Raw genomic sequence first — 23,617 nt, forward strand, 5'->3', positions numbered from 1 at the left:
ATTAGGCTATGAATGGCCTTATATAGAAACTGCACCGCCGAAAGTAGCAGCTCTATAAGAGCTCTGCTCGAACGGGCATGTTTTCACAATGTTATTAACCTACTTAATACCTACTTAACGCGCTTAACGCGTTTTCCAAGTGAACGTAACAATATCTTCCTCACCAGCGACAAGCTCACCGGATTTGTTCAGCATCACGGCTACCTCTTCCGGCAGATTCATGAAGATTACAGAGGATACGCTGGATCTTGCTTGCTCACGAATAACGTCCAGATCGAACTGGATAATCGGCTGTCCTGCCGCCACCAGCTCATCCTCCTCAACGAGAAGCTCAAAGCCCTGACCACGTAGCTTGACGGTACCAACACCTATATGAACGAGTACCTCTTTTCCACCATCTGATAAGATGGTAACAGCATGCTGCGTCGGAAAGACGTTAGCAATCCGTCCATATACCGGAGATACGACAAGTCCACTATGAGGTATCACCCCAAATCCATCCCCTGTCATTCGGTTGGAAAATACAGGATCAGGTACTTGATCAAGGTTCAGCAGTTCACCCTGCATGGGCATCACGACAATCTCATGTAGAAGCTGCCGATCCTGCTGCATAGAATGCAAATGTCCTTGTAGTGGCTCAGGCTGACGTCCAGCCATGATGTCCTGCATACGGGATTTCAGGAGCTCCGATACAAGACCGTACACCACCTGAAAATGGTTCCCTATAATCTGGATGCCAGCAGCACCCAGTCCCTCCAGCTTAACATAGTGTACGACAGATGCGTCCTTGACTTCAACTCGCAGCCGTGTGATACAGCAATCCAGATGCTCAATGTTAGCCGGTCCCCCAAAGGCTTCCAGCAATGCTCCCGGAAGTGCTTCCATAGCTTCTTCGGATAAGTTCTCCGGGATATGAGGCCGTGAATTTCCGAAACGCTTGTGGAACATCAACGAGCTTTCCTCCTAGTCGTGTTGCGAGAACAGTTGCACAACGGCGCAAAAAAGGCATCAGTTAACAAAGTGACAGTTATAGCCTTTGGAATGTATCTTTCCCATTATAGCTATATCCAATCATACTTTAATCAACTCATGCCTGATCGAATCAGTAACACGTATCGTTATGCAATTATTCATGCACATTCAATAAATCTAAGAACAAGGCTAATTATAGCACGAAGCCTTCAGAGTTTGCAACCCGATGTCTCTCTTGTGCTTGGTGAGATCTTTAACCAGAGTACTCTTGCTCCTTGCGCTGTTGTAAACGCTGTAAATGCATAGTTAAATAGCTCACTTCCGCAGCATATACAGGCAATCCCAGCCGCTTCTCCATAATCTTCGTCAGCTTCCAGGCAAGCGTGTACATTTCAGGATACTCCGAGCTCATCAGCTTATCCAGCTTGTGCATTTGCTCCACCGCTTCCCCACGCCGGACACGCTCGATCACGAAGCGCAGATGGGTTAACAGGCGTGAGTAATCCAAGGAATCAACAGGAATATTATATTCCAATGCATCCTCTACAATCGTCACTAGATCCGTAATCAACGCTGAATGCTCACGCACCTGAGAAATATGTTGATTCGTCATCGCACTGTATATATGCAAAGCTACAAAGCCAATTTCATCCTGTCCCAAATCGATTCCAAGACGATCACGTATCAAATGAATTGCATATTCCGCCATTCGATACTCCTCGGGATAGATCTCTCTGGTCTCGTATAGAAAGGGATTATGAATAATGATACCCTGCTCCTTGCGCTTCAAGGCGAATGCAATATGATCCGTAATGGCAATATGAATATGTTCATTCAAAGGCACGCGAACCTGACCTTCGATATGGTGAATAACCTCACCGATGATCTCAATCAGTCGCTCGTCGACCTGAGGAATAAGCTGCTTGTACTGCTCCTGTTCCTCTTGGTTGGTGAGAATGAACATCTTCTCCACCGATTCCAACGATATATGGTCATTGGACTTTCGATTGAAGCCAATTCCCTTCCCGATAACGACGACCTCCTGATTATCAGGACGCACGCCAATAATAACATTGTTGTTTAATACCTTGACCACTTGTAGGCTGCTCACCATCCGCACCTCTTTTGCTCCAACTCTCGCACTTACAGGGTGTCTCGCTTAAGGTAACAAAATTTTCAGTAGAGGTCAATAGAGGTACATCTCGCAGGCCCCTGATTACGTCAGGAACAACGGACAGCCCGCCTGGCAGAAGGAAAGTCCTTTGCAGGGGGCTGTCGCCAAATTCATATCAAATTATGAATTAGTCCTTAGACCGACTAAGACTACTCTTCAATTCGACGCTTCCCTGACTCTGACGGAGCTTGCTCGGTAGCAGGCACTGCTGTTACCGTCGATGCTGCTCCATCAGTCGGCACCGTGAATGCAGGTGTACCCGTTTTACCTTTGGTAAGTCCATGGATCAGACTCTCCACATCAATTCCGGATACGCTCTTCAGCATCTCTGGGGCCGTGGACATCAGTTCCGTAACATAATTGCTCACTCTGGCAGCTCCAGCGCCATCTCCCTTGCCTGTATCAACGACGGTCAGCTTCTCAATAGAGGCGATTGGCTCTGCAATTTTGCCAGCCAGTTCAGGCAGCATTTTGACAATGATATCGAGCACGGCAGCCTCTCCGAACTTCTGGAAGGCCTCGGCAAGCTTTTCCTTCGCTTCGGCTTCAGCCAGACCACGCAGTCGGATAACTTCCGCATCAGCAGTACCTTTGGCAAGCTCAGCATCCGCGACCGCCTGACCTTCGAGCCGTTTTTGCTCGGCTGTAGCCTTGGCTTGTGTCTCAATGGAGTACTGTACCGCATCAGCTTCCCGCATTTTACGCGCCTTATCCGCTTCGGCAGCTTGCTCGACCGCGTAACGGTCTGCTTCAGCCTTCTTCTTCACCTCAGCATCATACTGCTTCTCGCGCACTTGAATTTCCTTGCCCTGAATGTCGATCTCCCGCTCCTTGCGCACGAGCTCGACCTTCATTTGCTCCTCGACCACGGTCTGCTTGGCACGCGCCTCTTGAATATGATAGGCCTGATCCGCTTCGGCCTTCGCCGTATCCTGATCCTTCTTAAACGCAGCGACCTTCAGTTCCTTATCCTTCTCAGCCTCAGCAATGTTGGTATCCCGCAACAGCTCAGCCTTTTGACCCTCTTGCTCAGCCCGCGCCTTCTGAATACGCGCATCCCGAACAGCCTCAGCTTCTGCAATCTCTGCATCACGTTTGACTGCTGCAATCCGCGGTTTACCGAGCGCATCCAGGTAGCCATGCTTATCACGTACATCCTTGATTGTGAACGAGACAATTTGCAGTCCCATTTTCTTCAAATCACGTGCAGCGACGCCCTGTACCTCTTGGGCAAACCGATCACGATTACGATATACCTCTTCTACAGTCATCGTACCCAATATCGCACGCAGATGACCTTCAAGCACTTCCTGAGCTTCGCTTCTCAGCGCCTCAAGCGGCTTGCCGATGAACTGTTCAGCAGCAGTAGCCACATCCTCTATGGAACTGCCCACCTTGATAATAGCAACTCCGTCTGCAATAACAGGAACCCCTTGCTCCGTATATACTTCAGGAGTCGTCACATCGAGCTTGTGTGACAGCAAGGAAATGAATTCGGATTGCTGAAAGATTGGCCAAATGAACGCACCGCCACCACGCACAATCTTGATTTTCCGACCCGAATCGTCCTCAGAGATATTCTTGTTTCCCAGAAAGGACCCCGTTACGATCATCGCCTCATCCGGGCCAACCGTCTTATAACGGGCCCAGAACGCAATACCCATAACCACAATCACAGCTACTACAATACCGGGAATAAGTATTACATCCATGTTAATCAAATCCTGCATGTTCTTCATCCTCTCCCCTATGTATTCGTCTTACACATTAAGATCAGAGACTACCAACACACCATCAGTGACTTCTATGACCACTACGCGGGTACCTGCAGCAAGCGGCTTATGCTCGAAGCTTGATGCTGTATGAATCGTATTTGCCGCCCCCAGCTTCACCATGACCTCTCCGAAGCCCTTGGCGGGCACAGGAATCGTAATCTCTCCAATCTTCCCGCCCAGCTCCTTCATGGAAAAGCCAGTAGATACTTCACTGTTCATCATGGGCTTCACAAATGCAAGGAACACCACCACAGCAACCAGGAAAGCAATCAACAGGGCTGCAACCAAGACGGCTGTACTCCCCAGGTTCGTGTATTTGCTTAGTAAAATACCGGCTCCGCCAAATGTCGTAGCCGCTCCTGCCAGTACTACAGGATTGAGCCAATCAATACCAGCCAGATCGAATACGCCATCAAGCCAGCTACCTAGCACATCGCCAATCAATACACTTACAATTGTAAAGAGCGCTCCGCCGATCAAGAATCCCCAGAAGACCGTTTCCAGCATAACCAGACCTCCTTTGTCCGTCGCTGATCTTATATCAATACATACGTATGTTGCCAATGCTAAGTTTCAGATATTTTCCTAAAGTTCGAATTATTACCCAGCTAATCCTCTGAATCCCTGAATATGAAATACTCATTCTGTCGCTTCATCATCTATATATCTTACCTAAAATGTAATATTACGTCTATGACTTTACGACTCATATCCACTCTACCTTCTCAATGAACGACAAAAAAACCGGCAGTCTTATCCAAGACCGCCAGTTCCTACAAGGCTACTTTGTTAAGCTGCTACTCGTTCCAGCTGCCATTGGGCGAGTAGTAGAACACAGTACGCATTGTAAATATGAAGTGTAAGTATACTACAACGAAGCTTGATAGATGCTGACTACATCCTCACGCTGCAGTTTCTTGAAGTTGCCGAATGGTCCAAAGCGCATCGCTTTGTCTGCCATCAGTTCAATGTCCTTGTCCGTAATATCGTAGTCTGCCAGACGACTTGGCGCACCAATCGAGCTCCAGAAGCTGCGCAGCGCTTCAATGCCTTCTTCAGCTACCTGACGCTCAGATTTGCCCTCAGCATTCACATTGAACACTTGAACAGCCATACGTGCGAAACGCTCAGGCTTCACGTCGATATTGTGCTTCATCCAGTTCGGGAACAGAATGGCCAGACCACCACCATGCGGAATGTCGTACACAGCAGATACAGCATGCTCAATATTGTGCGTTGCCCAGTCACCAGCCAGCCCCATATTCAGGAATCCGTTCAGTGCCATGGTACCACAGAACATAACCGTCTCACGCAGCTCGTAATTGTCGAGATCATCTACCAGCTTCGGCGCTGCCTCAATAACAGCACGCAGAATGGTCTCACACCAACCCAATTGTACCGGGGTGTTCGTATCCAAGTGGAAGTAGTGCTCAAGGACGTGTGACATCATGTCCACCATACCGTATACTGTCTGATCTCTAGGCAAAGAGAAGGTGTACGTCGGATCCAAAATAGAGAACGCAGGGTATACCAGTGGGCTACCCCAACCTAGCTTCTCCTGAGTAACTTCGTTAGTGATCACTGAACCTGAGTTCATCTCAGAACCCGTTGCGGCCATCGTCAGCACAGTTCCGTATGGAAGTGCTGCCGTCGGTACAGCCTTACGCTCAACGAAATCCCACATATCGCCATCATACTTCGCACCAACCGCGATTGCCTTCGTACAATCCAGCACACTGCCTCCACCTACAGCAAGGATGAAGTCAACGTCATGCTGCTTGCACAGCTCGACACCCTTATGTACCGTAGCCAGACGCGGATTGGGCTCGACACCTGCGAGCTCTGTAATTTCCACCTCAGCTTGCTTGAGGAAGCCAATGACTTCTTCATAGAGACCGCTGCGCTTGATGCTACCACCACCGTAGACCAGCAGTACGCGCTTACCGTACTTTGGAATTTCCCGAGTTAATACTTCAAGCTTGCCTTGACCAAAAATAAGACGAGTAGGATTATGGAATTCAAATGCTCTCATCGTGGATGTTCGCCTCCGATTCATTTCTTAATTTCACTTCTTGGTTCTACTTCTTGGTTCTACTTCTTGGTTCTACTTCTTGGTTTGTTCTTAACCAGCGTTCATGCCACGCACTCCTACATTATAACGCTTTTAGACACAAAATAACAAATCTCAGTATATTGCGCACGATTTAATGACGAAGTATTGGTATGCTTTTTTAGAAGTACAGCAATCAGGAATATTCAATAGATTGCACTGTATAAATGAACAACACAAAGAGCAAGCTCACTGCTTCTGCAGCAAAGCTTGCCCTTCGTGTATAACTTGATATATGGATTACCAATTATCACATCAGACAATCACACTTGCTCGCGGTATCCAAGGCTATTCAGGAAGGCTGCAAAGGCCTTCTGACCCTGAGCATCCCGTTTGAATACGCCCGCATGCTCCAGAATTTCGCTGAACTTCAGCCCAACCTCATTCTGGATGATCTCAACAGCCTGATCCTTATCAAGGCTGCTACCATGACGTTCAATCAGTGACCCGATCCACTCGGCATGCTTGTTGAGCGGATGGGTCTCATCCTCCTGAATTGCCGGCTCCAGCGGAGCACTGCTGCCCAACAAGTCTGCAATGCCATCCAGTTCTTCCTTAAGACGGCCCGGCAGGATCGCAAGACCCATGACCTCGATCAGTCCAATGTTTTCTTTCTTCAGATGGTGCATCTCACGATGAGGGTGGAAGATCCCTTCCGGATACTGCTCATTGGTACGGTTGTTACGCAGCACCAGATCCATTTCATATTCACCATTCTCACCACGGCGTACAATTGGTGTGACCGTATTGTGCGGCACTTGCTCACCATTCTCATCGGAGAAGGACAGAATATCTACTTCAGCATCGCTGTATTGCTTCCACGCTTCATAGAGCGCATTACCTGCCTCTAACAGCTGCTCAGGATTGTTAGAGCTTAGACGAACGACCGACATTGGCCATTTAACCGTTGCGGCCTGCACCTCAGGGAATGCGTCACTGCGATATACGGCTTCACGCTGAGCCAGCTGAATCGGGAAGGTATGCTTGCCCCCCTGGAAATGGTCATGCGTCAAGATCGAGCCACCTACAATCGGCAGGTCTGCATTCGAGCCGATAAAGTAATGCGGGAAGTCCGTCGTGAACGCCAGCAGACGGCGCAGCGTATCCTTTGTAAGCTTCATTGGCACATGATCATGATGGAAAATGATACAGTGCTCGTTGTAGTACACATATGGAGAGTACTGGAACAACCACGGCTCCTCGATCAGCTTAAGTGGAATGACGCGCAGATTCTGACGGGCAGGGTGATTCACGCGACCTGCATAACCCACATTCTCCCGGCAGAGCTGACATTTAGGATAGACAGGAGGCGGAAGCAGCTTCGCCATGGCAATCTCCTTCGGGCTCTTCTCCGGCTTCGAGAGATTGATGGTAATCTCCATGTCTCCGTAATCCGTAGGCTGCTTCCAATATACATTCTTATTGACCCGGTCCATGCGGATATAGTTGGAGTCAATGGATAGCTTGTAAAATTGATTCGTTGCCGCCTCAATCCCCTGCTCTGTCTGTGTCTGTCTAAAGGCACGAATGACATCCGATGGACGAGCCATCAATTGGCCCATAATCTTCGCATCCAGCAAATCACGATACGTATCTGTATTCTCAGGAATTAACCCCAGCTCGTAACCATAATCAATCAATACATCCAGCATCGACTGCGGACTGTCCGGGATATCTAGTTCCTCATGACCAGCATAAGGCTCGGAGAAGCCAAACTGCTCCAGCAGCAGATTACGGCTATAATCGTAATCCGTCTCTTCAATCAGTCCTTGCTTCAGAGCAAAGCCTGTCAGTCTATCAATAGCCTGAAGCGCGCTTTGCGCTCCGGCAGTAAGCTCCGTGTCTGGTGATGCTTGTGTTCCCTTCGCCATGATGGGCCTCCTTTGATTCTTGCGGTATATTACTCGCCGTAGCCGTCAGGATGGGACTGATGCCAGCTCCAGGCTCCGCTGATAATATCAGCAAGCTCGGTGCGGCTAGGATTCCAGCCGAGCACGGTCCGTGCTTTATTCGAGGAAGCAACCAGAATCGCAGGATCACCTGCACGACGCGCCTCCATGACTACTGGAATATCAAGGCCAGTCACCTGCTTCGCAGTCTCAATCACTTCCTTGACGGAGAAGCCTTGACCGTTACCGAGGTTAAATACATTGCTGTCGTTGCCCTCGCGCAGATAACCGACTGCGCGCAAATGTGCATCAGCCAGATCACTCACGTGGATGTAGTCACGAATACATGTTCCATCCGGTGTGGGGTAGTCATCACCGAAGACAGAGATATGTGGACGCTGCTTCAAGGCTGTCTGCAGTACCAATGGAATCAGATGACTCTCAGGACGGTGGTCCTCGCCGATCTTGCCGCTCACATGAGCGCCTGCCGCATTGAAGTAGCGCAGGGATACATATTTAATGCCCAGCACTTTGTCGAACCAGGACATCATGCGCTCCATCATCAGCTTGGTCTCGCCATAAACGTTGGTAGGCTCCGTACGGTCAGTCTCTTCAATAGGTACCTTTTCCGGCTCACCATAGGTAGCTGCTGTAGAGGAGAAGACAATTCTGGATACCTTGGCTGCACTCATTGCTTCCAGCAGGCACAATGTGCCAAATACGTTATTATCATAGTATTTAGCTGGGTCCTTCATACTTTCGCCTACCAGGGAATTTGCTGCAAAGTGAATAACCGCATCAATCTGATTCTCCGCAAACACAGTCGTCAGGAGCTCCTTGTCACGCAGATCGCCTTCATACAGCTTACCACCAAGAAGCGATTCCTTGTGTCCTGTCTGCAGATTATCAACGACTACAACCTCTTCACCCTTCTCAAGCAATGCTGCCACCGTATGAGAACCAATATAACCCGCTCCACCAGTTACCAAAATAGCCATTTTACAAATCCCCTTTCTATTAGTTACTGCATGAATATCACATGTATAAGAGTTTGTTTCAAAACAACAACGGCAACAAAGGATGAGCACTTGCGCTCCAGTGTACCATACATGACATGTGATGAATGCCATGCTAAAAAGATCATTTCATTGATGAATCCAAGCCTCGGCTATCATTCAGAATGTTACTTCGGGCATGCCCCTTACACTGATCAGTATATAGAACACACAGACGATATGTAATGTATTGATGTGTTATCCATATGGATAAATGTGACTTCACAGTTTATACTACAACATGAAGCGTACACACACAATTCAAGAGAATTGCGACCCACAGCTTCAACTCCATTTTATGAACATGTAAAAGCAAGGAGTGGTACCCGCCCATGTCCGCAGATTACTCGTACGCTATAGCCTCTAACCCGGTCTATTATGATCAGAGCAGACTCCATGTGCTATTTGCCGGGGAGAGCCAGACCCATCCTGGGCACTCGCTCGGTCCCAAGCTCTACGATTATTATCTGCTTCATTTCGTTGAATCCGGTCAAGGGGTATTTCGCACAGAGCAGCAAAGCTATTCCTTGCAGACTCACGACTGCTTCCTGATCCATCCTGAGCAGCTCGTCAGCTACGCTTCCAATCAGGAGGAGCCTTGGAAATACAGATGGGCAGCCTTCACGGGCAGCGCCTCTCACGCCTTGGTTCATCAAGCAGGCTTTACCACTGGAGCGACTGTATTCCGGGCTGCCGAACATAGCTGTATTCCTGAATGGATTAAGAGCATGCAGCAGGGCTTCAACACGCGCAAGAGCAGCTCGCATCCCGCAGCGATCGGGTATCTTCATTTAATCATGGCGGAAGCCATGGACCACTTGGCCGAGGAGCTGCCGTTAGCAGGACCTGAATCACACCTTCGCTCTACAGTCCGGCAGATGATTCAATACATGGGTACCCAATATGCCCATCCCGTGTCGATTGAGGATATGGCTACAGGCCTGGGATACAACCGTGCTTATCTATCCCGCATATTCAAGCAGGAAACGGGCGTATCGCCAGTGACTTATCTGCTGAAGCTTCGTATAGACAAATCCCGGCAGCTGCTCCGGGAACGGCCCGGACTCTCCATCGAACAAGTAGCGGCCTCCGTTGGAATGCAGGATGCCCTATATTTCTCCAGACAATTCAGCAGACTGTATGGGCAATCGCCGAGCGAATATCGGCGCTCGATTCTTGCAGGCTCCTCCTGAGTGTGCGAGCTGAGCTGGGGCCACGCTACGAATACATAAAGCTGGCCCGCTTGGACATCCAAGCGGGCTAATTGAGCTATTCATCTATAATGACTCTGCTATTCATCTATAGTGGCTCTAATGAAAGTGATTAAGTGATTAGGTCTAGAGTAACTCGAACTCTAGTAGCCATAACGATTGTAGTGTCGATCACGAACTCGTGACTACGTTGTAACAGGTACGCTTAGAGCTTACCACTTCTAATTAAGACTTGGAGCCCTCTTGGCCGGAGGAGTGCAGAATGGAATCGATCCGTTCCAGCTCTTCTGTCGAGAAATCCAGATTAGAGAGTGCTGCCACGTTCTCTTCAATCTGTTCAGGACGACTGGCACCTATGAGCGCAGAGGTTACACGTCCCTCACGAAGTACCCAGGCAAGAGCGAATTGAGCCAGACTCTGACCTCTTGCACCCGCCATCTGGTTCAAGGCTCTCACCTTGCGCAGCATCTCTGGTGTTATATTATTGGAGCTCAGGAACTGTGAAGCGCCTGCAGCGCGAGAATCATCCGGGATGCCATTCAGATATTTATTGGTAAGCAGTCCTTGCGCCAACGGACAAAATGCGATACTGCCCACTCCGTTCTCATCAAGCACGTCCTGCAAACCTTCTTCAATCCAACGGTCCAGTAAGGAATACTTCGGTTGATGGATGAGGAGTGGTGTTCCGAGCTCTTTCAAGATGCGAGCCGCCTCGGCAGTCTGCTCGGCACTATAGCTGGAAATACCTACGTATAGGGCCTTCCCGGAACGGACAATATGATCCAGCGCCATCATCGTCTCCTCAAGCGGAGTATCCGGATCAAAGCGATGGGAGTAGAAAATATCCACATAATCAAGTCCCATACGCTTCAGACTCTGATCCAGACTTGAGACCAGATATTTGCGAGAACCCCATTCACCATACGGTCCAGGCCACATATAGTACCCTGCTTTGGTAGAGATGACCATCTCATCGCGATATGCCTTAAGGTCACTTGCCAGAACCTGTCCGAACAATTGCTCAGCAGATCCTGCAGGAGGACCATAATTATTTGCCAAATCAAAATGGGTAATCCCCAGATCAAACGCTCTTGTCAACATATTCCGACCATTCTCGGCGTTGTTGATGCCACCAAAGTTATGCCATAGTCCCAGAGAAATAGCCGGGAGCTTCAGGCCGGATTTGCCTGTACGATTATATTTCATATGTTCATAACGATCTTCACCAGCTAAATAAACCATTGCTATCCCCGCCTCTCTCCACTCATGATTGTGTTTTCTTTCCTAGGGAACATCATACGCCCTTGACAACTTTTTTACAAGAAAACGATTACACTACCAACCTTCCAACCTCATGCATAATCTGTCCGATCGGTTCGGTTAACAACAGGTCCGCCCGATGGTCATACGGAGTCGGGTCCGCATTCAACAATACCGTGCGTTCTCCTTGAAAATAAGTAATTAAGGAAGCAGCCGGATGAACGGTCAGCGACGTGCCGCCAATTAACAGTAAATCAGCCTCTGCTATAGCCTCCACTGCATCTGATAAAGTCTTGTGGTTCAATTCCTCTTCATATAACACCACATCAGGCTTGATCATGGCTCCGTCATGCGGACAGACAGGCACGGTGCTCTCACTGTCCATAATCTCCGCAAGGGAATAAAAGCGTGAGCAGTTCATACAGTAATTGCGATGCACAGACCCATGAAGCTCCAGCACACGCTGGCTGCCAGCCTTTTGATGCAGACCATCAATATTCTGCGTGATAACCGCGGACAGCCTGCCTTCAGCTTCTAGCCTGGCCAGCAGTTCATGACAACCATTAGGCTTAGCATTCGGATGCAGCATCTTGCGACGATAAAAGTCAAAGAAGACGTTCGGGTGTTCGAGGAAAAAGGTCTTGCTTAGCATAACCTCCGGTGGGTAAGGCAGCTTCTCTTCATTTCGATACAGTCCTGCGGCTGACCGAAAATCCGGAATTCCACTCTCCGTGGACGTTCCTGCCCCACCAAAAAATACGATTTTGCTGCTGTCTGTAATCCATGAAGCTAGTGTCTGTTTTTTGTCCATACCAGCATCACCTCATTAATTGTCTCCATAGAATAACATGCAACCCTATAATTCATTACACAAAACCCTGCCGTACTATAATCTCATCATAGCTGTGAATGATTTCATCTGCATCCAGCAGATATGTGGCTGTCTCCGACTCTGCAGCATAGCCAATCTTCAACGCCGCTCCAGCAAGTCTGCCCATCTGCATGTCTCCATTCGTATCCCCGATCAGTACGGTCTCAGACGGACTGACCCGGAGTTGGGCGCAGGCATGAAGCATCATGGCAGGATCAGGCTTACTATGTACGACCTGGTCATAGCCTACCACTGTCGCAAAATAAGAATGGATTCCCAGCCAATGGAGATGCTCCTCCGCTTCCTTCGTTCCATCCGCCGTAACCACTCCCATGACAACCCCGGCTTGGTGACACTGTTGCAGCAAACTCAACAAGCCTGCCGGCAGACTTGCTGGCCTCTGTTGCCGGATTTCCTGGGTCGCCACTGAGGCCAACTCATGTACACGCAGCACCGCCTCATTCCAAGGCTTACCAGCTGCATACAGCTGCCAAGCCAGAACAGCGGTTGTCTCCTCAATCGATCCCATGGCCAGTGGACCACTGCGGTCATAGCCCATCGGCTCACCATCCGCATTATGAGTTGTACCAAGTACCCGGTGCTTCGAGCCTGTAAAGCTGCCCTTCAGCCCTTGAAGCTCTTGCTCAAGCATCTCCAGCAGCGTACGAGTCCAAGGTCCCCACATTTGCCAGAAGTCCAGCAGCGTGCCATCCTTATCGAACAGGACGGCTCTGCAGGGATGTCGTCTTCCTTTTACAAGCAACTCAGCCATTCCAATCTTCTCCTTAGAGTGGACATAGGTATTAGACAAGTCTTATTTTGAGGATGCATCAACATCGACAGTCGCAGTTAACCAGTCCATCATAACCTGTGCTGTGCGGCTTTCCTGCTCTTCTGCGGTAATCGTAGCCACGCCATCCCCCTTTTGCGGGCCATAGCTTCCATATTGAGCGTGATTCCCGCCTTCTACGGTGTAGTACAACGTACTATCAGGCAGATTAGCTCGTCCACTCTGATATTTCTCCCTATTGATCACCTGATCCTGTGTACCCAGAATGGATAGCACTGGAAGGGAGGTCGTATGCAGATCTGCCTTGCTGTCCGCATAAGACGCCAGAAGGAACAACCCTTGAATCTGACCGGAATGAGTCGCTGCATACCGGGCCGCCATGGCTCCGCCTAATGAGTGGCCCCCGATCACGAAGGATTCGTCAGGATAGGCAGCCAGGACAGCATTCGCCGCGTCAGGCTCCGTAAAAGCAAGGTTGAACTGCATTTTCACAATGACCGTATGATGCCCTTGCTCCGCGAGAGACTTCGCTAACGGTGCATAGCTCTTCGGGTCTACCAGTCCGCCTGGGTAGAAAATAACCCCTGTACCCTTGCCCGCTCCCTCTTCTGGCATGAAATCAATCCACTGCTCCGTCTCGGTCACCTTTACTTGAGCCTCTGCTGCACTGCTGATAGCTGTCAGAGCCACCTCGTCTGCCTTGTAGGGTGTCAACACCTTCCAAGCGCCCCAGCCAACGATAGCTACCAACAGGAGCAGTACGATCAGAAGCACCTTCCATACCATTCGGCGAGGTTGTCTCGCACTGTATACACTCATACCTCTACTTCGTCTTCTCATGCGAACCACCTTTTCGAAATTGTCTAGCGAAATACAAAACTCCAACGCCACCATAATCGCAGCTTCGGAGTCTAATGTCGTCTTGCAAAGGCCGGACCACCTCATGCTCACAGTCCAGCCCATTCTACTACCGTCTAGCCTTAGCCTCCCGGTAAGCCTTCATGTACTGCTCTGCCTTGGAACGTACCCGCTTCATATCTCCTGATTGGGTAGCCTCGGCCGTCAGATCTGAACCGATACCTACAGCCACAGCTCCACCTCGAATCCAGTCCCCAAGATTAGCGACGGAGACACCACCCGTTGGCATGAAATTCGCCTGTGGCATGGGTCCCTTCATTGTCTTGATAATGGATGGTTCATACACACTGCCCGGGAAGAGCTTTACAATATCCACGCCCCACTCCAGCGCTTGCTGAACCTCTGCCAAGGTCATAACCCCTGGCAAGATAGGCACACGATAGAGATTGCACAATCGGATCGTCTCCGGATTCAGCGATGGAGACACCACGAATTCAGCCCCTGCCATAATGGCAGCTCTAGCAGAGTGTGGCTCCAGTACCGTACCCGCCCCAATGATAGCGAACCGATCCTCATGCTCTGCGTTCCAGCTATAGATTCTGCTAAGGGATTCGATCGCACGCAAAGCTCCCGGAACTGTCAAAGTAATTTCAATCGCCTTGATTCCACCCGCGATAGCCTGCTCAGCCATTTGCACGACCTGATCGCTGGAATCACCCCGCAGCACAGCAACTACACCGCAGTCGACTATTTTTTGCACAAGTTGAATTTTTTTCATTACTTATTCTCCTTAGCACTTGTTTGATTGTATTCAGGACATCCCACAGCCTATACAGCTGATCCTATTCACGCTAGGTTAGACTCTTGGGTTCAATTATATAGGAAGATAGCTTGGATCAGGAACGCTAACTTGCCAGAAAGCCTTCATTGCAAAGGTGTTTCATACCTCCAAAGGAAGATGTCCAGCTTTCGTTAGGGTACCATTGGTATAGGGGCAGGTCAAATCTGGAGCCATCAAACGTGTCAACGTTTTGACACAAATATGGGATCTGAGAACGTTTTCTATTGTGAAAAAAATCACTATCCAATTCCTTTGGCTAGCGTATTTTGAAAGTATAAAAAGATGATTTCATAATTACTTTTCATTATGTATTGATGGGGGAATACCGAATGACTGTACATGACACCTCGCGCGGTGACACCGTGCTGATCGACCTGCGGTTGCTGCTGATTTTTTGTGTATTTATTGGAAATGCTCTTGAGCCGCTGCTTGCTGACATGCCAATAGCCCAAGAGGTGTACACGTGGATATTTATGTTCCACATTCCACTGTTTGTATTTGTCACAGGATATTTTTCCAAATTTAATCTGCTCGGTTCGGGCGGTCGCAAGGTACTATTACAAATTGGACTGCAGTATTTGATATTTCAGACGCTCTATTCCTCTCTTGATGCCCTGTTCTTCCATGTACCTGGCATTCACCATTCATTCTTTGCACCTTACTTGCTGCTGTGGTTCCTGGCTAGTCATATTTGTTGGCGGCTACTGATGATGCTCCTTATTCGGCTGTCTGTGACTTCACAGCTCGCTGTTGCCTTCGGACTTGGTATTATGATCGGATACCTTCCGGTGGACGGAATTTGGCTGAGCCTGAGCCGGACTTTCGTATTCATGCCATTCTTCGTCATTGGCTATCACTTCTCTTACGAGAAGCTAGCCGCATGGTGGAACCGCAAGGCAAGAGTGACGGCTATTGTGCTATCCTGCATGCTACTATCGGTATCAGGCTTGATCGCTCAAGTACTCCCCGCGGGCTGGTTATACGGAAGCATGACCTACCTACAGCTGGGTCACACCGATTGGTATGCTGGTCTGTTCCGTATCGGTATCTACCTGCTACAGATTGCTGCCTCTGTCGTTTTCCTCGGATTCGTTCCACTAGCTGCTGGCTTCTGGACGGATATGGGCAGACGGACTCTCTATGTCTTCCTGCTGCATGGCTTTGTGATCCGGGCGGCTGTGATCTCAGGGATCTATAGCTACATTACACTTCCCTATGAGGCATTACTGCTCATCGTTACGGCTTGCGGAGCGACTGCCCTGCTGACGCTTCCGACGGTGAGAACACTATCGCACGCCATTGTAGAGCCTCGGACAGATTGGTTATTGCGCTACATGAAGCCAAGCCTGCGCCAGCCAAGAAAGGCGTGAAAACAAATTAGATAAAGAATGAACAAGCCTGAATATTCATGTCTCACATATCATCTGGGAACTATCGTGACTTGCCCCAGGCATCTTTTCTCCTTGTTTCATGTCGCAAGGGAAGTGGTAAGTACAGGGTGCGTACAACAAACTTGTCCCAAGGAGTGATTTGTTATGGCACCCCCCTCAGACAAAGGCAAGATGACTAGGGCCGAGGCCGGAAGGCTTGGCGGGCAAGCCACCTCCAAAAAGCACAGTCGGGCTTTCTACCAGGGAATCGGCCGTAAAGGCGGCGTGACGACAGCAGAGACGCATACCACGGAGTTCTATCAAGAGATTGGCCGCAAGGGTGGAGAAGCCACTGCTGAGTCCCGGGATCGGGAATTTTATCAGGAAATCGGTCGCAAGGGCGGCAAAAAGTAATCCTCATCTCCATTTATGCACGTCACTGGGGCATATCCAGTTGACATGTCCGTTGAAGTCCCCATTATTTCTGGCAGTAGCCGGCTTCTGTGTGAGCCGGTTTTTTTGTGTATCCTCCAGCAAGGCCCATATAGCAAAAGCTGACTAGATGTGATAGACTCTTTAGAAAACATAAACGTTCATTAGCGCTCAACAGCGCTAAAATATACACCGATTGGGAGGATAAGTCAGCATGACAGCAAACAAAAAAATGCGCTCTGACATGATCAAAAAAGGCTTTGATCGTGCACCACACCGGAGCTTGCTGCGCGCAGCAGGAGTTAAGGAAGAGGATTTTGGCAAACCATTTATTGCCGTGTGCAACTCCTATATCGATATCGTTCCTGGACACGTACACCTTCAGGAATTCGGTAAGATCGTTAAAGAAGCGATTCGCGAAGCAGGCGGAGTCCCGTTCGAGTTCAATACCATCGGTGTTGATGACGGAATTGCTATGGGCCATATCGGCATGCGTTACTCTCTCCCAAGCCGTGAGATTATTGCCGATTCCCTGGAGACTGTCGTCTCGGCTCACTGGTTCGACGGAATGGTATGTATCCCTAACTGTGACAAGATCACGCCAGGCATGATGATGGGTGCGCTTCGCGTCAACATTCCGACGGTATTCGTCAGCGGTGGACCAATGAAGGCCGGTAAGGACAAGAACGGTCGCTCGATCTCCCTGACCTCCGTATTCGAGGGTGTAGGTGCTTATCAGGCAGGTAAGATTGATGATCAAAGCTTGCTGGAGCTTGAGCAATTTGGCTGTCCAACCTGCGGTTCCTGTTCAGGGATGTTCACAGCGAATTCCATGAACTGTCTTGCTGAAGCACTGGGACTGGCTCTGCCGGGCAACGGTACTATCCTGGCAGTCGCTGAGGAACGTAAAGAGTTCGTTCGTCAGTCTGCGAAGCAACTGATGGAACTGATCAAGATTGATCTCAAGCCGCGTGACATCGTAACGAAGGAAGCGATTGACAATGCCTTCGCATTGGATATGGCGATGGGCGGTTCCACGAACACTGTACTGCATACACTGGCTTTGGCACATGAAGCTGAAGTAGATTATCCAATTGAGCGCATCAACGAAGTGGCTAACCGAGTACCACATCTGTCCAAGCTGGCTCCTGCCTCTGACTATCACATCGAGGATGTACACAATGCAGGCGGCGTAAGCGCGGTTCTGAACGAACTACTCAAGAAGCCAGGAGCGCTGCACGCGGACTGTATTACCGTGACTGGCAAGACGTTACGTGAGAATGTGGAAGGCCAAGAGATTCTGGATACGAACGTTATTCATAGGCTGGACAACCCTCATTCTGAGCGTGGTGGACTGGCTGTGCTCTTCGGCAATCTGGCTCCACAGGGCTCCATTATCAAGGTGGGAGCAGTTGATCCATCCGTTGGCGGCTATCACCGTGGACCTGCGATCTGCTTCGATTCCCAAGACGATGCGCTGTACGGAATCGCTAACGGTCATGTGAAGGAAGGCCACGTCGTGGTTATCCGTTATGAAGGACCTAAGGGTGGACCAGGTATGCCGGAAATGCTGGCACCAACCTCCCAAATCGTAGGTATGGGTCTGGGGGCCAAGGTAGGACTGATTACGGATGGCCGCTTCTCAGGGGCATCCCGCGGTATCTCGATCGGTCATATCTCACCAGAGGCCGCTGAGGGTGGACCGATTGCCTTCGTCGAGGACGGAGATTTCATTGAGCTGGATCTGAACAACCGCACCATCCAGTTGGAGATCAGTGATGAGGAATTCGATCGTCGTCGTGCCAACTGGAAAGGCTTCGAGCCAAAGGTGAAGACTGGTTATCTCGCCCGATACTCCAAGCTTGTTACAAATGCGAGCAATGGCGGAATCATGAAAATCTAATCATAGCACCTTAGCATGAACAAAAAGCACTATAGCATACAACAAAAGCTGTTTCGGGCTTATCTAGCCTCGAAACAGCTTTTTTGTCTTACTTGGTTACTTGTATTCTACTAAATTAGCCCCGTGAAGTCGTGTTAGGCCGTGGTGCCTGTGCTGTTCACTTGGGCAGCAGTTGCCGATTCCATGTCCAAGATCTCATTGTCATAGTCTGCCCCCGCTTCTGCTGACTTGGATAGGCGGTTGGTTGTGCCACCATATCGACTCTTCAGGATACTGACCGGCATAACGATTCTCTTGGGGACCAAGGTCGCTCTTGCCGCAATTTCACCGCCTGATCTCTGTTGCTCTCCACGAAGCTCTCCCTTCCTGAAGCGTCTCTGTCCAGCAGGGTGAATGACCAACAGCAGCAAAGCCAGGTACCAGCGCGAAGCTGTAGCAAATAGCCCTTTTGGTAATTCCTCCACGATGAAGCCCAGCTTCTCGGCTCCCCTATTAATCATGCTTACACCATACAGTGCCTTTACATTTGTAAGACCCGGCTCCTCGGCAATCCGGGTTGCCAGAGCGGGAAGCTGCTGCTCTACACCGCGAATCATCTGAATAGCAATGTGGAGTGTGGATTTTGCGCTAGCGCCGATCTCATACAATCTACGATTGTCAAAATGCAGCTCCAACACACTGTCCCCCTTGCTTAACATAGAACCATCGCCTAGCTTGATCTCTTCTCCCTGATAGGAGCGCTGTCTGTAATGCAGTAAAGGAGTGTCCTTCGAAGCTGGCTGGAGATGGAAGAGACTGTGGAACAGCTTCTCATATTGGAACCATAGGCGAAGTATGCTTCTTTTTAGCCAACCTGCATCGCTCTGTCGCTTCTTCTCCTTACCCATGACTGCTTCAGCCTCCTCCATCTCATCAATTCTAATTCCCTTCATCCCCCGGTGCGCGGCTTCCTCCAGCAGCGTCTCGACAGCTAGCAGCATATTCTCTGGTGCCTGCGGGTCAGCCCCAAAGGTGGTCCCTCGATCATGCAGCAGCATAATCTCTCCTCCTCGCAGCTTCCTCAGCATACGTTCGGCAAGCCGATCAGCACCGAGTCGGAATCTCCAATCATAGAACATTGAAGACCAGAGCACGATTCTTTTTCCAGCTGAAGGGGAGAAATCAAACAGGTTAACCACTCCCCATGGAGGTCTATAATACATGACCGGCTGTCCAGTAACCTGATTAATAATCTGCTCCGTCCACTCAATCTGTCTACGCACCGTCTTGGGTCGCATTAACCAATTCGCCCTGTGCTCATAATTATGAATACCAATCAAATGCCCTTCCTGGTGCATTCTTCGCAATATCTCCGGATGCTCCTTGGCATGCATACCGACGACAAAGAAGGTCGCCTTCACCTTATAGCGTCGAAGCAGGTCCAATAGCTGTGGGGTGTAGACTGGATGCGGCCCATCATCGAAGGTTAATGCGAACGAATCCTGTATTTTCCCTCTACGTAGTACCCTGAACCCGAACAATCGGCTAATGACCAGTGGAATAAATGCATACAAAGAAGAAATGTACAATATCAACAACAGTAAGTTCTGCAGCATGAATATCCCCACTTTTCCGTTTTGTCTTGGCTTTCTCTAAGCATATGAACATGAACATACATAACACAGGTCGGTGATGCTGGATCATGCTCAAATTTGGGAACCATTCTCCAAATATCATCGTATATGTACACAGTTCAGTATTTTGAACCCTTTCAGATGTCCCGTGGTACTGGATAAATCACTAGATATACTACATAGTTTAGAAGAATCATGATAACCTATAGAGGATTTATGTTGCCCCATATAGTGTATTTTGAAAAATGATTTAGATGTATGATACAAATGCACACATGATTAACTATGAGCAGGGTGCTACTATAGGCTCATCAATTGATTGAGAAAAGGAGACGGAATCATGCTACCGTTATACAAAAAATACTGGCGCACCATATTTGACATCGCATTAATTGTCCTCACTGTCTATCTTATCATGTTACTGTTCAGTAAGTTATACCATTTGGCTGCTCCCGTATTTCTATCCTTCATCGTCTTCGCTTGCATTGAACCGCTGGCTCAATTCCTGCATCGCCGGGGAATGCGCAAAGCTTTCGCTTCAGCAATTTCCGTGCTGCTGTTCGCTGCTGTGCTCATCGGGGTCTTTCTCGGGTTAGGTGTCATTCTGGCGGTACAATCCATGAAGCTGGCTGATGACATTCCGCGCTATACAACGCTGATTCAGGATGCATTCCGTCAATCCAGCGTATTTGTACAGAGTCAGATCACGTCATTGCCTCCAAGCTTGACAGAGCGTCTGAATGAATACTTCGAGACGATCACCAGCATGCTTGGCACATGGGGGGCGAGCTTTCTTCGCTGGCTGATTGGATTTGTAGGCTCATCCTCTACCTTTATAGCCAATTTTGCCGTTGCTGTTATTTTAGCATTCTTTTTGAGTGTCGAGATTGATTTATGGAAGGTTATTGCCCGGAAAAAGACACCGCAAACCTTGAAAACAGCCTTTGATTTCTTCAAAAATCACGTCATCAAGGCCATTTTCTCGTATCTGCGTGCCCAATTTCTACTTGTCTCCATTACATTTGCGCTCATTTTTACCGGATTGCTCATTCTGGGGACAGGAAATGCCTTCTATATAGCTATCTTATGTGCTCTATTTGATCTTTTGCCACTGCTTGGTGTACCTGTAATTCTGTTGCCTTGGGCTATCTACCTGCTGATTGTAGGGCAGACTGGACTCGGTATTGGATTGATCGTACTGCTGGTTATTACGATGCTGGTGCGTCAACTGGCCGAGCCTAAAATTGCGGGCAACTCCATCGGTGTGACATCCGCCTATCTCATGCTGTCATTCATGATTATTTCCTTGTCAATCTTCGGTGTCTCAGGACTGATCATGTCACCAATTCTGTTAATCCTGATCAAGGAGCTCATGCAGCAGGGCTACCTTCAACGCTGGATTCATCTACCTAAGGATGAATTCGAGGAATCTCCCTTTTCTGGTCCGCCTTCAGGAGGTCCGACTAGCAGCTGATGAAGATCGGGCCAGCAAGTCCATCACCTGACCGAACAGTCGTGTTGCGTGATTGCCGACATTCTCCGGTCTATTCTTTACTAAGACTGCAACTGCATACTTAGGATGCTCTACTGGGCCGTAACCAACAAACCATTGATGGTTGCGGCCTTGTCCTGTCTGCGCAGTGCCTGACTTACCTGCCAGATGCCAACTAGCTGATCGTAGAGAGCGGCCTGTCCCTTCATTCACGGTATCCCGCATCCACGCCAACAGCTGGCGAGCTGTCTCTGGTCGCAACCTGCCCGGCGTAGCTGGCATCGCATGTGGCCCAAGCTCCTTGAGCACACTTCCGTCACGATACTTGACCCGACTGACCAGACGTGGGGAGAGGACCTGGCCTTCATGCAGCAAGGTTACTACCACATTCGCCGCCTGTAACGGGGTGATTATGACGTCCCTTTGACCAATAGCTGTCTGGACCCGTATCCCTTCATCCTCCAGGTCTGCGCCAGATGCATAAATGCGTCCCCCATGCTCATGCGCCAGTGGCTGCACGGTCGATATCCCAGGTATTCCGTTTGCCTGCCATCCGACCGCTTGACCAAGTCCTAGATGTCTGGCCATAGTTAGGATATCTTCTGAACTTACCCGCTCAGCGAGGTGTGCAAACACTGTATTGCAGGAACGGGCAAAGCCCTCACGCAGGCTCAGTCTTCCGTGACCTCCGGGGACAGGACAGGAAAGCCCATATTTACCAAAGTCCCCCTTACACTCGAAGACCTCATCCTCAGAAGTCTGATTCGCCTCCAGGGCAGCAGCAGCCGTCACAATCTTGAATACTGAGCCCGGAGCTGTTGCTTGTGTCGCATGATTAACCCACTGTCCCTGCTTCGGGTGGATATCATTTGGATTATAAAAGGGACTGGATACCATAGCTACAATATCCGCATTCTCTACGTCCAGTACGACTACCGCTCCTTCCCCCATCCTCGACTGCTCCAGCAGCCCCTCAATCTTCTCCTGTATGGGCAGATCAATCGTGGTCTGTAGCCGCAAAGGATAATAGGGATTATCTGGCTTAATCATACGAAGCGCGGAGCCCGGAAGTGTTGCACGCACCGGATCAACCAAGTGCAGCATGACCGTCTTCCCACGGCTCTTGAGCAGCGGCTCGAATGCTTTCTCCAGACCCGATGCCCCTATTGCAAGGGATGTCTTCTTGCCAGGATCATAGACGTATCCCAGCCACTGGCGTCCTGTAGCTGAATTGGCATATCTTCTCACATACGGAAGCACCTCTACAGCATCGCTGTGAATTCCACGAAGCTTATGGAGCTGCGCAGATTGCAGAGCTAACGGTTGGTTCACTGCATCTCTCCAGATAAACGGGGACTCCAGCGTCTCCCATTGCTGTCGCAGTTTAGTGACCCTGATCTTCAATATCGAAGCGAGTGTCTCTAGTTCTCCTTCGCTCAGCCGCTCATAGCCTCTCGGAAATAACACCGGTACCCAGATGCGTTCTCCCGTCAAGGGATGACCATTGCGATCCTCTATATGCCCTCGGCCATCATCCACCACAACCCCTTCCTGACGTTGTAAAACTGACAACTCGCCTATAGTCTTAGATGACAGAACATTCTGCCCGATGTAAAAGCCCGCCTGCAGCCAGCCCAATCTGGCTATGATCAGCATGAGAAGGCTACCAAAGAAGATCATGAGCGCTCGGATTCGCTGTCTACGCTGTGTATTTTGTAGATACTGTTTGCTTTGTTTGTGCCCTGTATGCTGTGAATGCTGTGAGTGATGTGAGTGCTGTGTACAATGTGAATCCGGTGTTCCTTGGATGCAGCAAGCTCTATTTTCCCGCTGCGCCGGTGCTCTCTGTCCCGCCATGGTGGGTCCTCCTTGCCGATCCCCTGGATGTGGAAGATAGTATGCCCTTGGAAAGCAGACACCATCCAGCTTATTCCTGTAAAGCTAAGACCGCTCGCCAAATATCACCTTGCCCAATCAAGTGTAAGTATAAATCAGCTGCTA

At 49.5% G+C, this 23,617-nt stretch carries 19 protein-coding genes; 5 read left to right on the forward strand and 14 right to left on the reverse strand.

Translation table 11 applies throughout. From position 1 onward, the window contains the following. Positions 1-123: 123 nt before the first annotated feature. The 7 genes from MKX74_RS20440 to galE form a co-directional block, all read right to left on the reverse strand. Positions 124-948, reverse strand: coding sequence for a glucose PTS transporter subunit IIA (locus MKX74_RS20440; RefSeq protein ID WP_341179654.1), 825 nt, complete (start codon positions 946-948; stop codon positions 124-126). A 277-nt stretch (positions 949-1,225) separates the two neighbouring features. Then, on the reverse strand, positions 1,226-2,083 hold the full coding sequence (gene glcT / locus MKX74_RS20445) for a glucose PTS transporter transcription antiterminator GlcT (RefSeq protein WP_025681320.1): 858 nt from the start codon (positions 2,081-2,083) through the stop codon (positions 1,226-1,228). A 212-nt stretch (positions 2,084-2,295) separates the two neighbouring features. After that, the gene (locus MKX74_RS20450; protein ID WP_051091127.1) at positions 2,296-3,858 is read right to left on the reverse strand and encodes a flotillin family protein; all 1,563 of its coding nucleotides are present in this window, start codon (positions 3,856-3,858) and stop codon (positions 2,296-2,298) included. A gap of 48 nt (positions 3,859-3,906) precedes the next feature. Further along, entirely contained in the window at positions 3,907-4,425 is a 519-nt protein-coding gene (locus MKX74_RS20455) for a protease (protein WP_341180624.1), read from the reverse strand. Positions 4,426-4,789: 364 nt separating this feature from the next. Next, on the reverse strand, positions 4,790-5,953 hold the full coding sequence (locus MKX74_RS20460) for an iron-containing alcohol dehydrogenase (RefSeq protein ID WP_341179655.1): 1,164 nt from the start codon (positions 5,951-5,953) through the stop codon (positions 4,790-4,792). Positions 5,954-6,294: 341 nt separating this feature from the next. Continuing rightward, complete coding sequence (locus MKX74_RS20465; protein WP_341179656.1) at positions 6,295-7,902, reverse strand: UDP-glucose--hexose-1-phosphate uridylyltransferase; 1,608 nt, start codon at positions 7,900-7,902, stop codon at positions 6,295-6,297. 29 nt (positions 7,903-7,931) lie between these two features. Next, positions 7,932-8,918: a UDP-glucose 4-epimerase GalE gene (gene galE / locus MKX74_RS20470; RefSeq protein ID WP_028590016.1), complete on the reverse strand. Its 987-nt coding sequence runs from the start codon at positions 8,916-8,918 to the stop codon at positions 7,932-7,934. A gap of 389 nt (positions 8,919-9,307) precedes the next feature. On the opposite strand from galE, the gene MKX74_RS20475 reads away from it, so the two are divergent. Continuing rightward, positions 9,308-10,168 (forward strand): AraC family transcriptional regulator, encoded by an 861-nt coding sequence (locus tag MKX74_RS20475; protein ID WP_341179657.1) that lies wholly within the window; start codon positions 9,308-9,310, stop codon positions 10,166-10,168. A gap of 243 nt (positions 10,169-10,411) precedes the next feature. Here the strand turns inward: MKX74_RS20475 and mgrA are convergent, their stop codons facing one another. The 5 genes from mgrA to MKX74_RS20500 form a co-directional block, all read right to left on the reverse strand. Then, complete coding sequence (gene mgrA / locus MKX74_RS20480; RefSeq protein WP_341179658.1) at positions 10,412-11,428, reverse strand: L-glyceraldehyde 3-phosphate reductase; 1,017 nt, start codon at positions 11,426-11,428, stop codon at positions 10,412-10,414. An 88-nt stretch (positions 11,429-11,516) separates the two neighbouring features. Beyond that, positions 11,517-12,257 (reverse strand): NAD-dependent protein deacylase, encoded by a 741-nt coding sequence (locus MKX74_RS20485; RefSeq protein ID WP_341179659.1) that lies wholly within the window; start codon positions 12,255-12,257, stop codon positions 11,517-11,519. Between the two features lie 55 nt (positions 12,258-12,312). Then, on the reverse strand, positions 12,313-13,089 hold the full coding sequence (locus MKX74_RS20490) for an HAD family hydrolase (RefSeq protein ID WP_341179660.1): 777 nt from the start codon (positions 13,087-13,089) through the stop codon (positions 12,313-12,315). Between the two features lie 42 nt (positions 13,090-13,131). After that, positions 13,132-13,926, reverse strand: a complete 795-nt coding sequence (locus tag MKX74_RS20495; protein WP_341179661.1) for an alpha/beta fold hydrolase — start codon at positions 13,924-13,926, stop codon at positions 13,132-13,134. A gap of 148 nt (positions 13,927-14,074) precedes the next feature. Next, on the reverse strand, positions 14,075-14,743 hold the full coding sequence (locus tag MKX74_RS20500) for a bifunctional 2-keto-4-hydroxyglutarate aldolase/2-keto-3-deoxy-6-phosphogluconate aldolase (protein ID WP_018884715.1): 669 nt from the start codon (positions 14,741-14,743) through the stop codon (positions 14,075-14,077). A gap of 392 nt (positions 14,744-15,135) precedes the next feature. Between MKX74_RS20500 and MKX74_RS20505 the strand changes: the two genes are divergently transcribed. From MKX74_RS20505 to ilvD, 3 genes are all read left to right on the forward strand, one after another. Next, positions 15,136-16,176 carry an acyltransferase family protein gene (locus tag MKX74_RS20505; protein ID WP_341179662.1) on the forward strand — a complete coding sequence of 347 codons (1,041 nt, stop codon included), beginning with the start codon at positions 15,136-15,138 and terminating at the stop codon, positions 16,174-16,176. Positions 16,177-16,341: 165 nt separating this feature from the next. Continuing rightward, a complete protein-coding gene (locus tag MKX74_RS20510; RefSeq protein WP_028590008.1) occupies positions 16,342-16,590 on the forward strand; it encodes a KGG domain-containing protein in 249 nt (82 codons plus the stop codon). A gap of 232 nt (positions 16,591-16,822) precedes the next feature. Further along, positions 16,823-18,511, forward strand: coding sequence for a dihydroxy-acid dehydratase (ilvD, locus tag MKX74_RS20515; protein WP_018884718.1), 1,689 nt, complete (start codon positions 16,823-16,825; stop codon positions 18,509-18,511). Between the two features lie 134 nt (positions 18,512-18,645). Here ilvD and MKX74_RS20520 read toward each other — a convergent pair whose 3' ends face one another. After that, positions 18,646-20,106 carry a polysaccharide deacetylase family protein gene (locus tag MKX74_RS20520; RefSeq protein ID WP_341179663.1) on the reverse strand — a complete coding sequence of 487 codons (1,461 nt, stop codon included), beginning with the start codon at positions 20,104-20,106 and terminating at the stop codon, positions 18,646-18,648. 358 nt (positions 20,107-20,464) lie between these two features. On the opposite strand from MKX74_RS20520, the gene MKX74_RS20525 reads away from it, so the two are divergent. Next, a complete protein-coding gene (locus MKX74_RS20525; RefSeq protein WP_341179664.1) occupies positions 20,465-21,598 on the forward strand; it encodes an AI-2E family transporter in 1,134 nt (377 codons plus the stop codon). Here MKX74_RS20525 and MKX74_RS20530 read toward each other — a convergent pair. Next, positions 21,575-23,473, reverse strand: a complete 1,899-nt coding sequence (locus MKX74_RS20530; RefSeq protein WP_341179665.1) for a peptidoglycan D,D-transpeptidase FtsI family protein — start codon at positions 23,471-23,473, stop codon at positions 21,575-21,577. The genes MKX74_RS20525 and MKX74_RS20530 overlap by 24 nt on opposite strands. Positions 23,474-23,617 lie beyond the last annotated feature (144 nt).

It is taken from the genome of Paenibacillus sp. FSL K6-1230 (assembly GCF_038002385.1).
GTDB lineage: Bacteria > Bacillota > Bacilli > Paenibacillales > Paenibacillaceae > Paenibacillus > Paenibacillus massiliensis.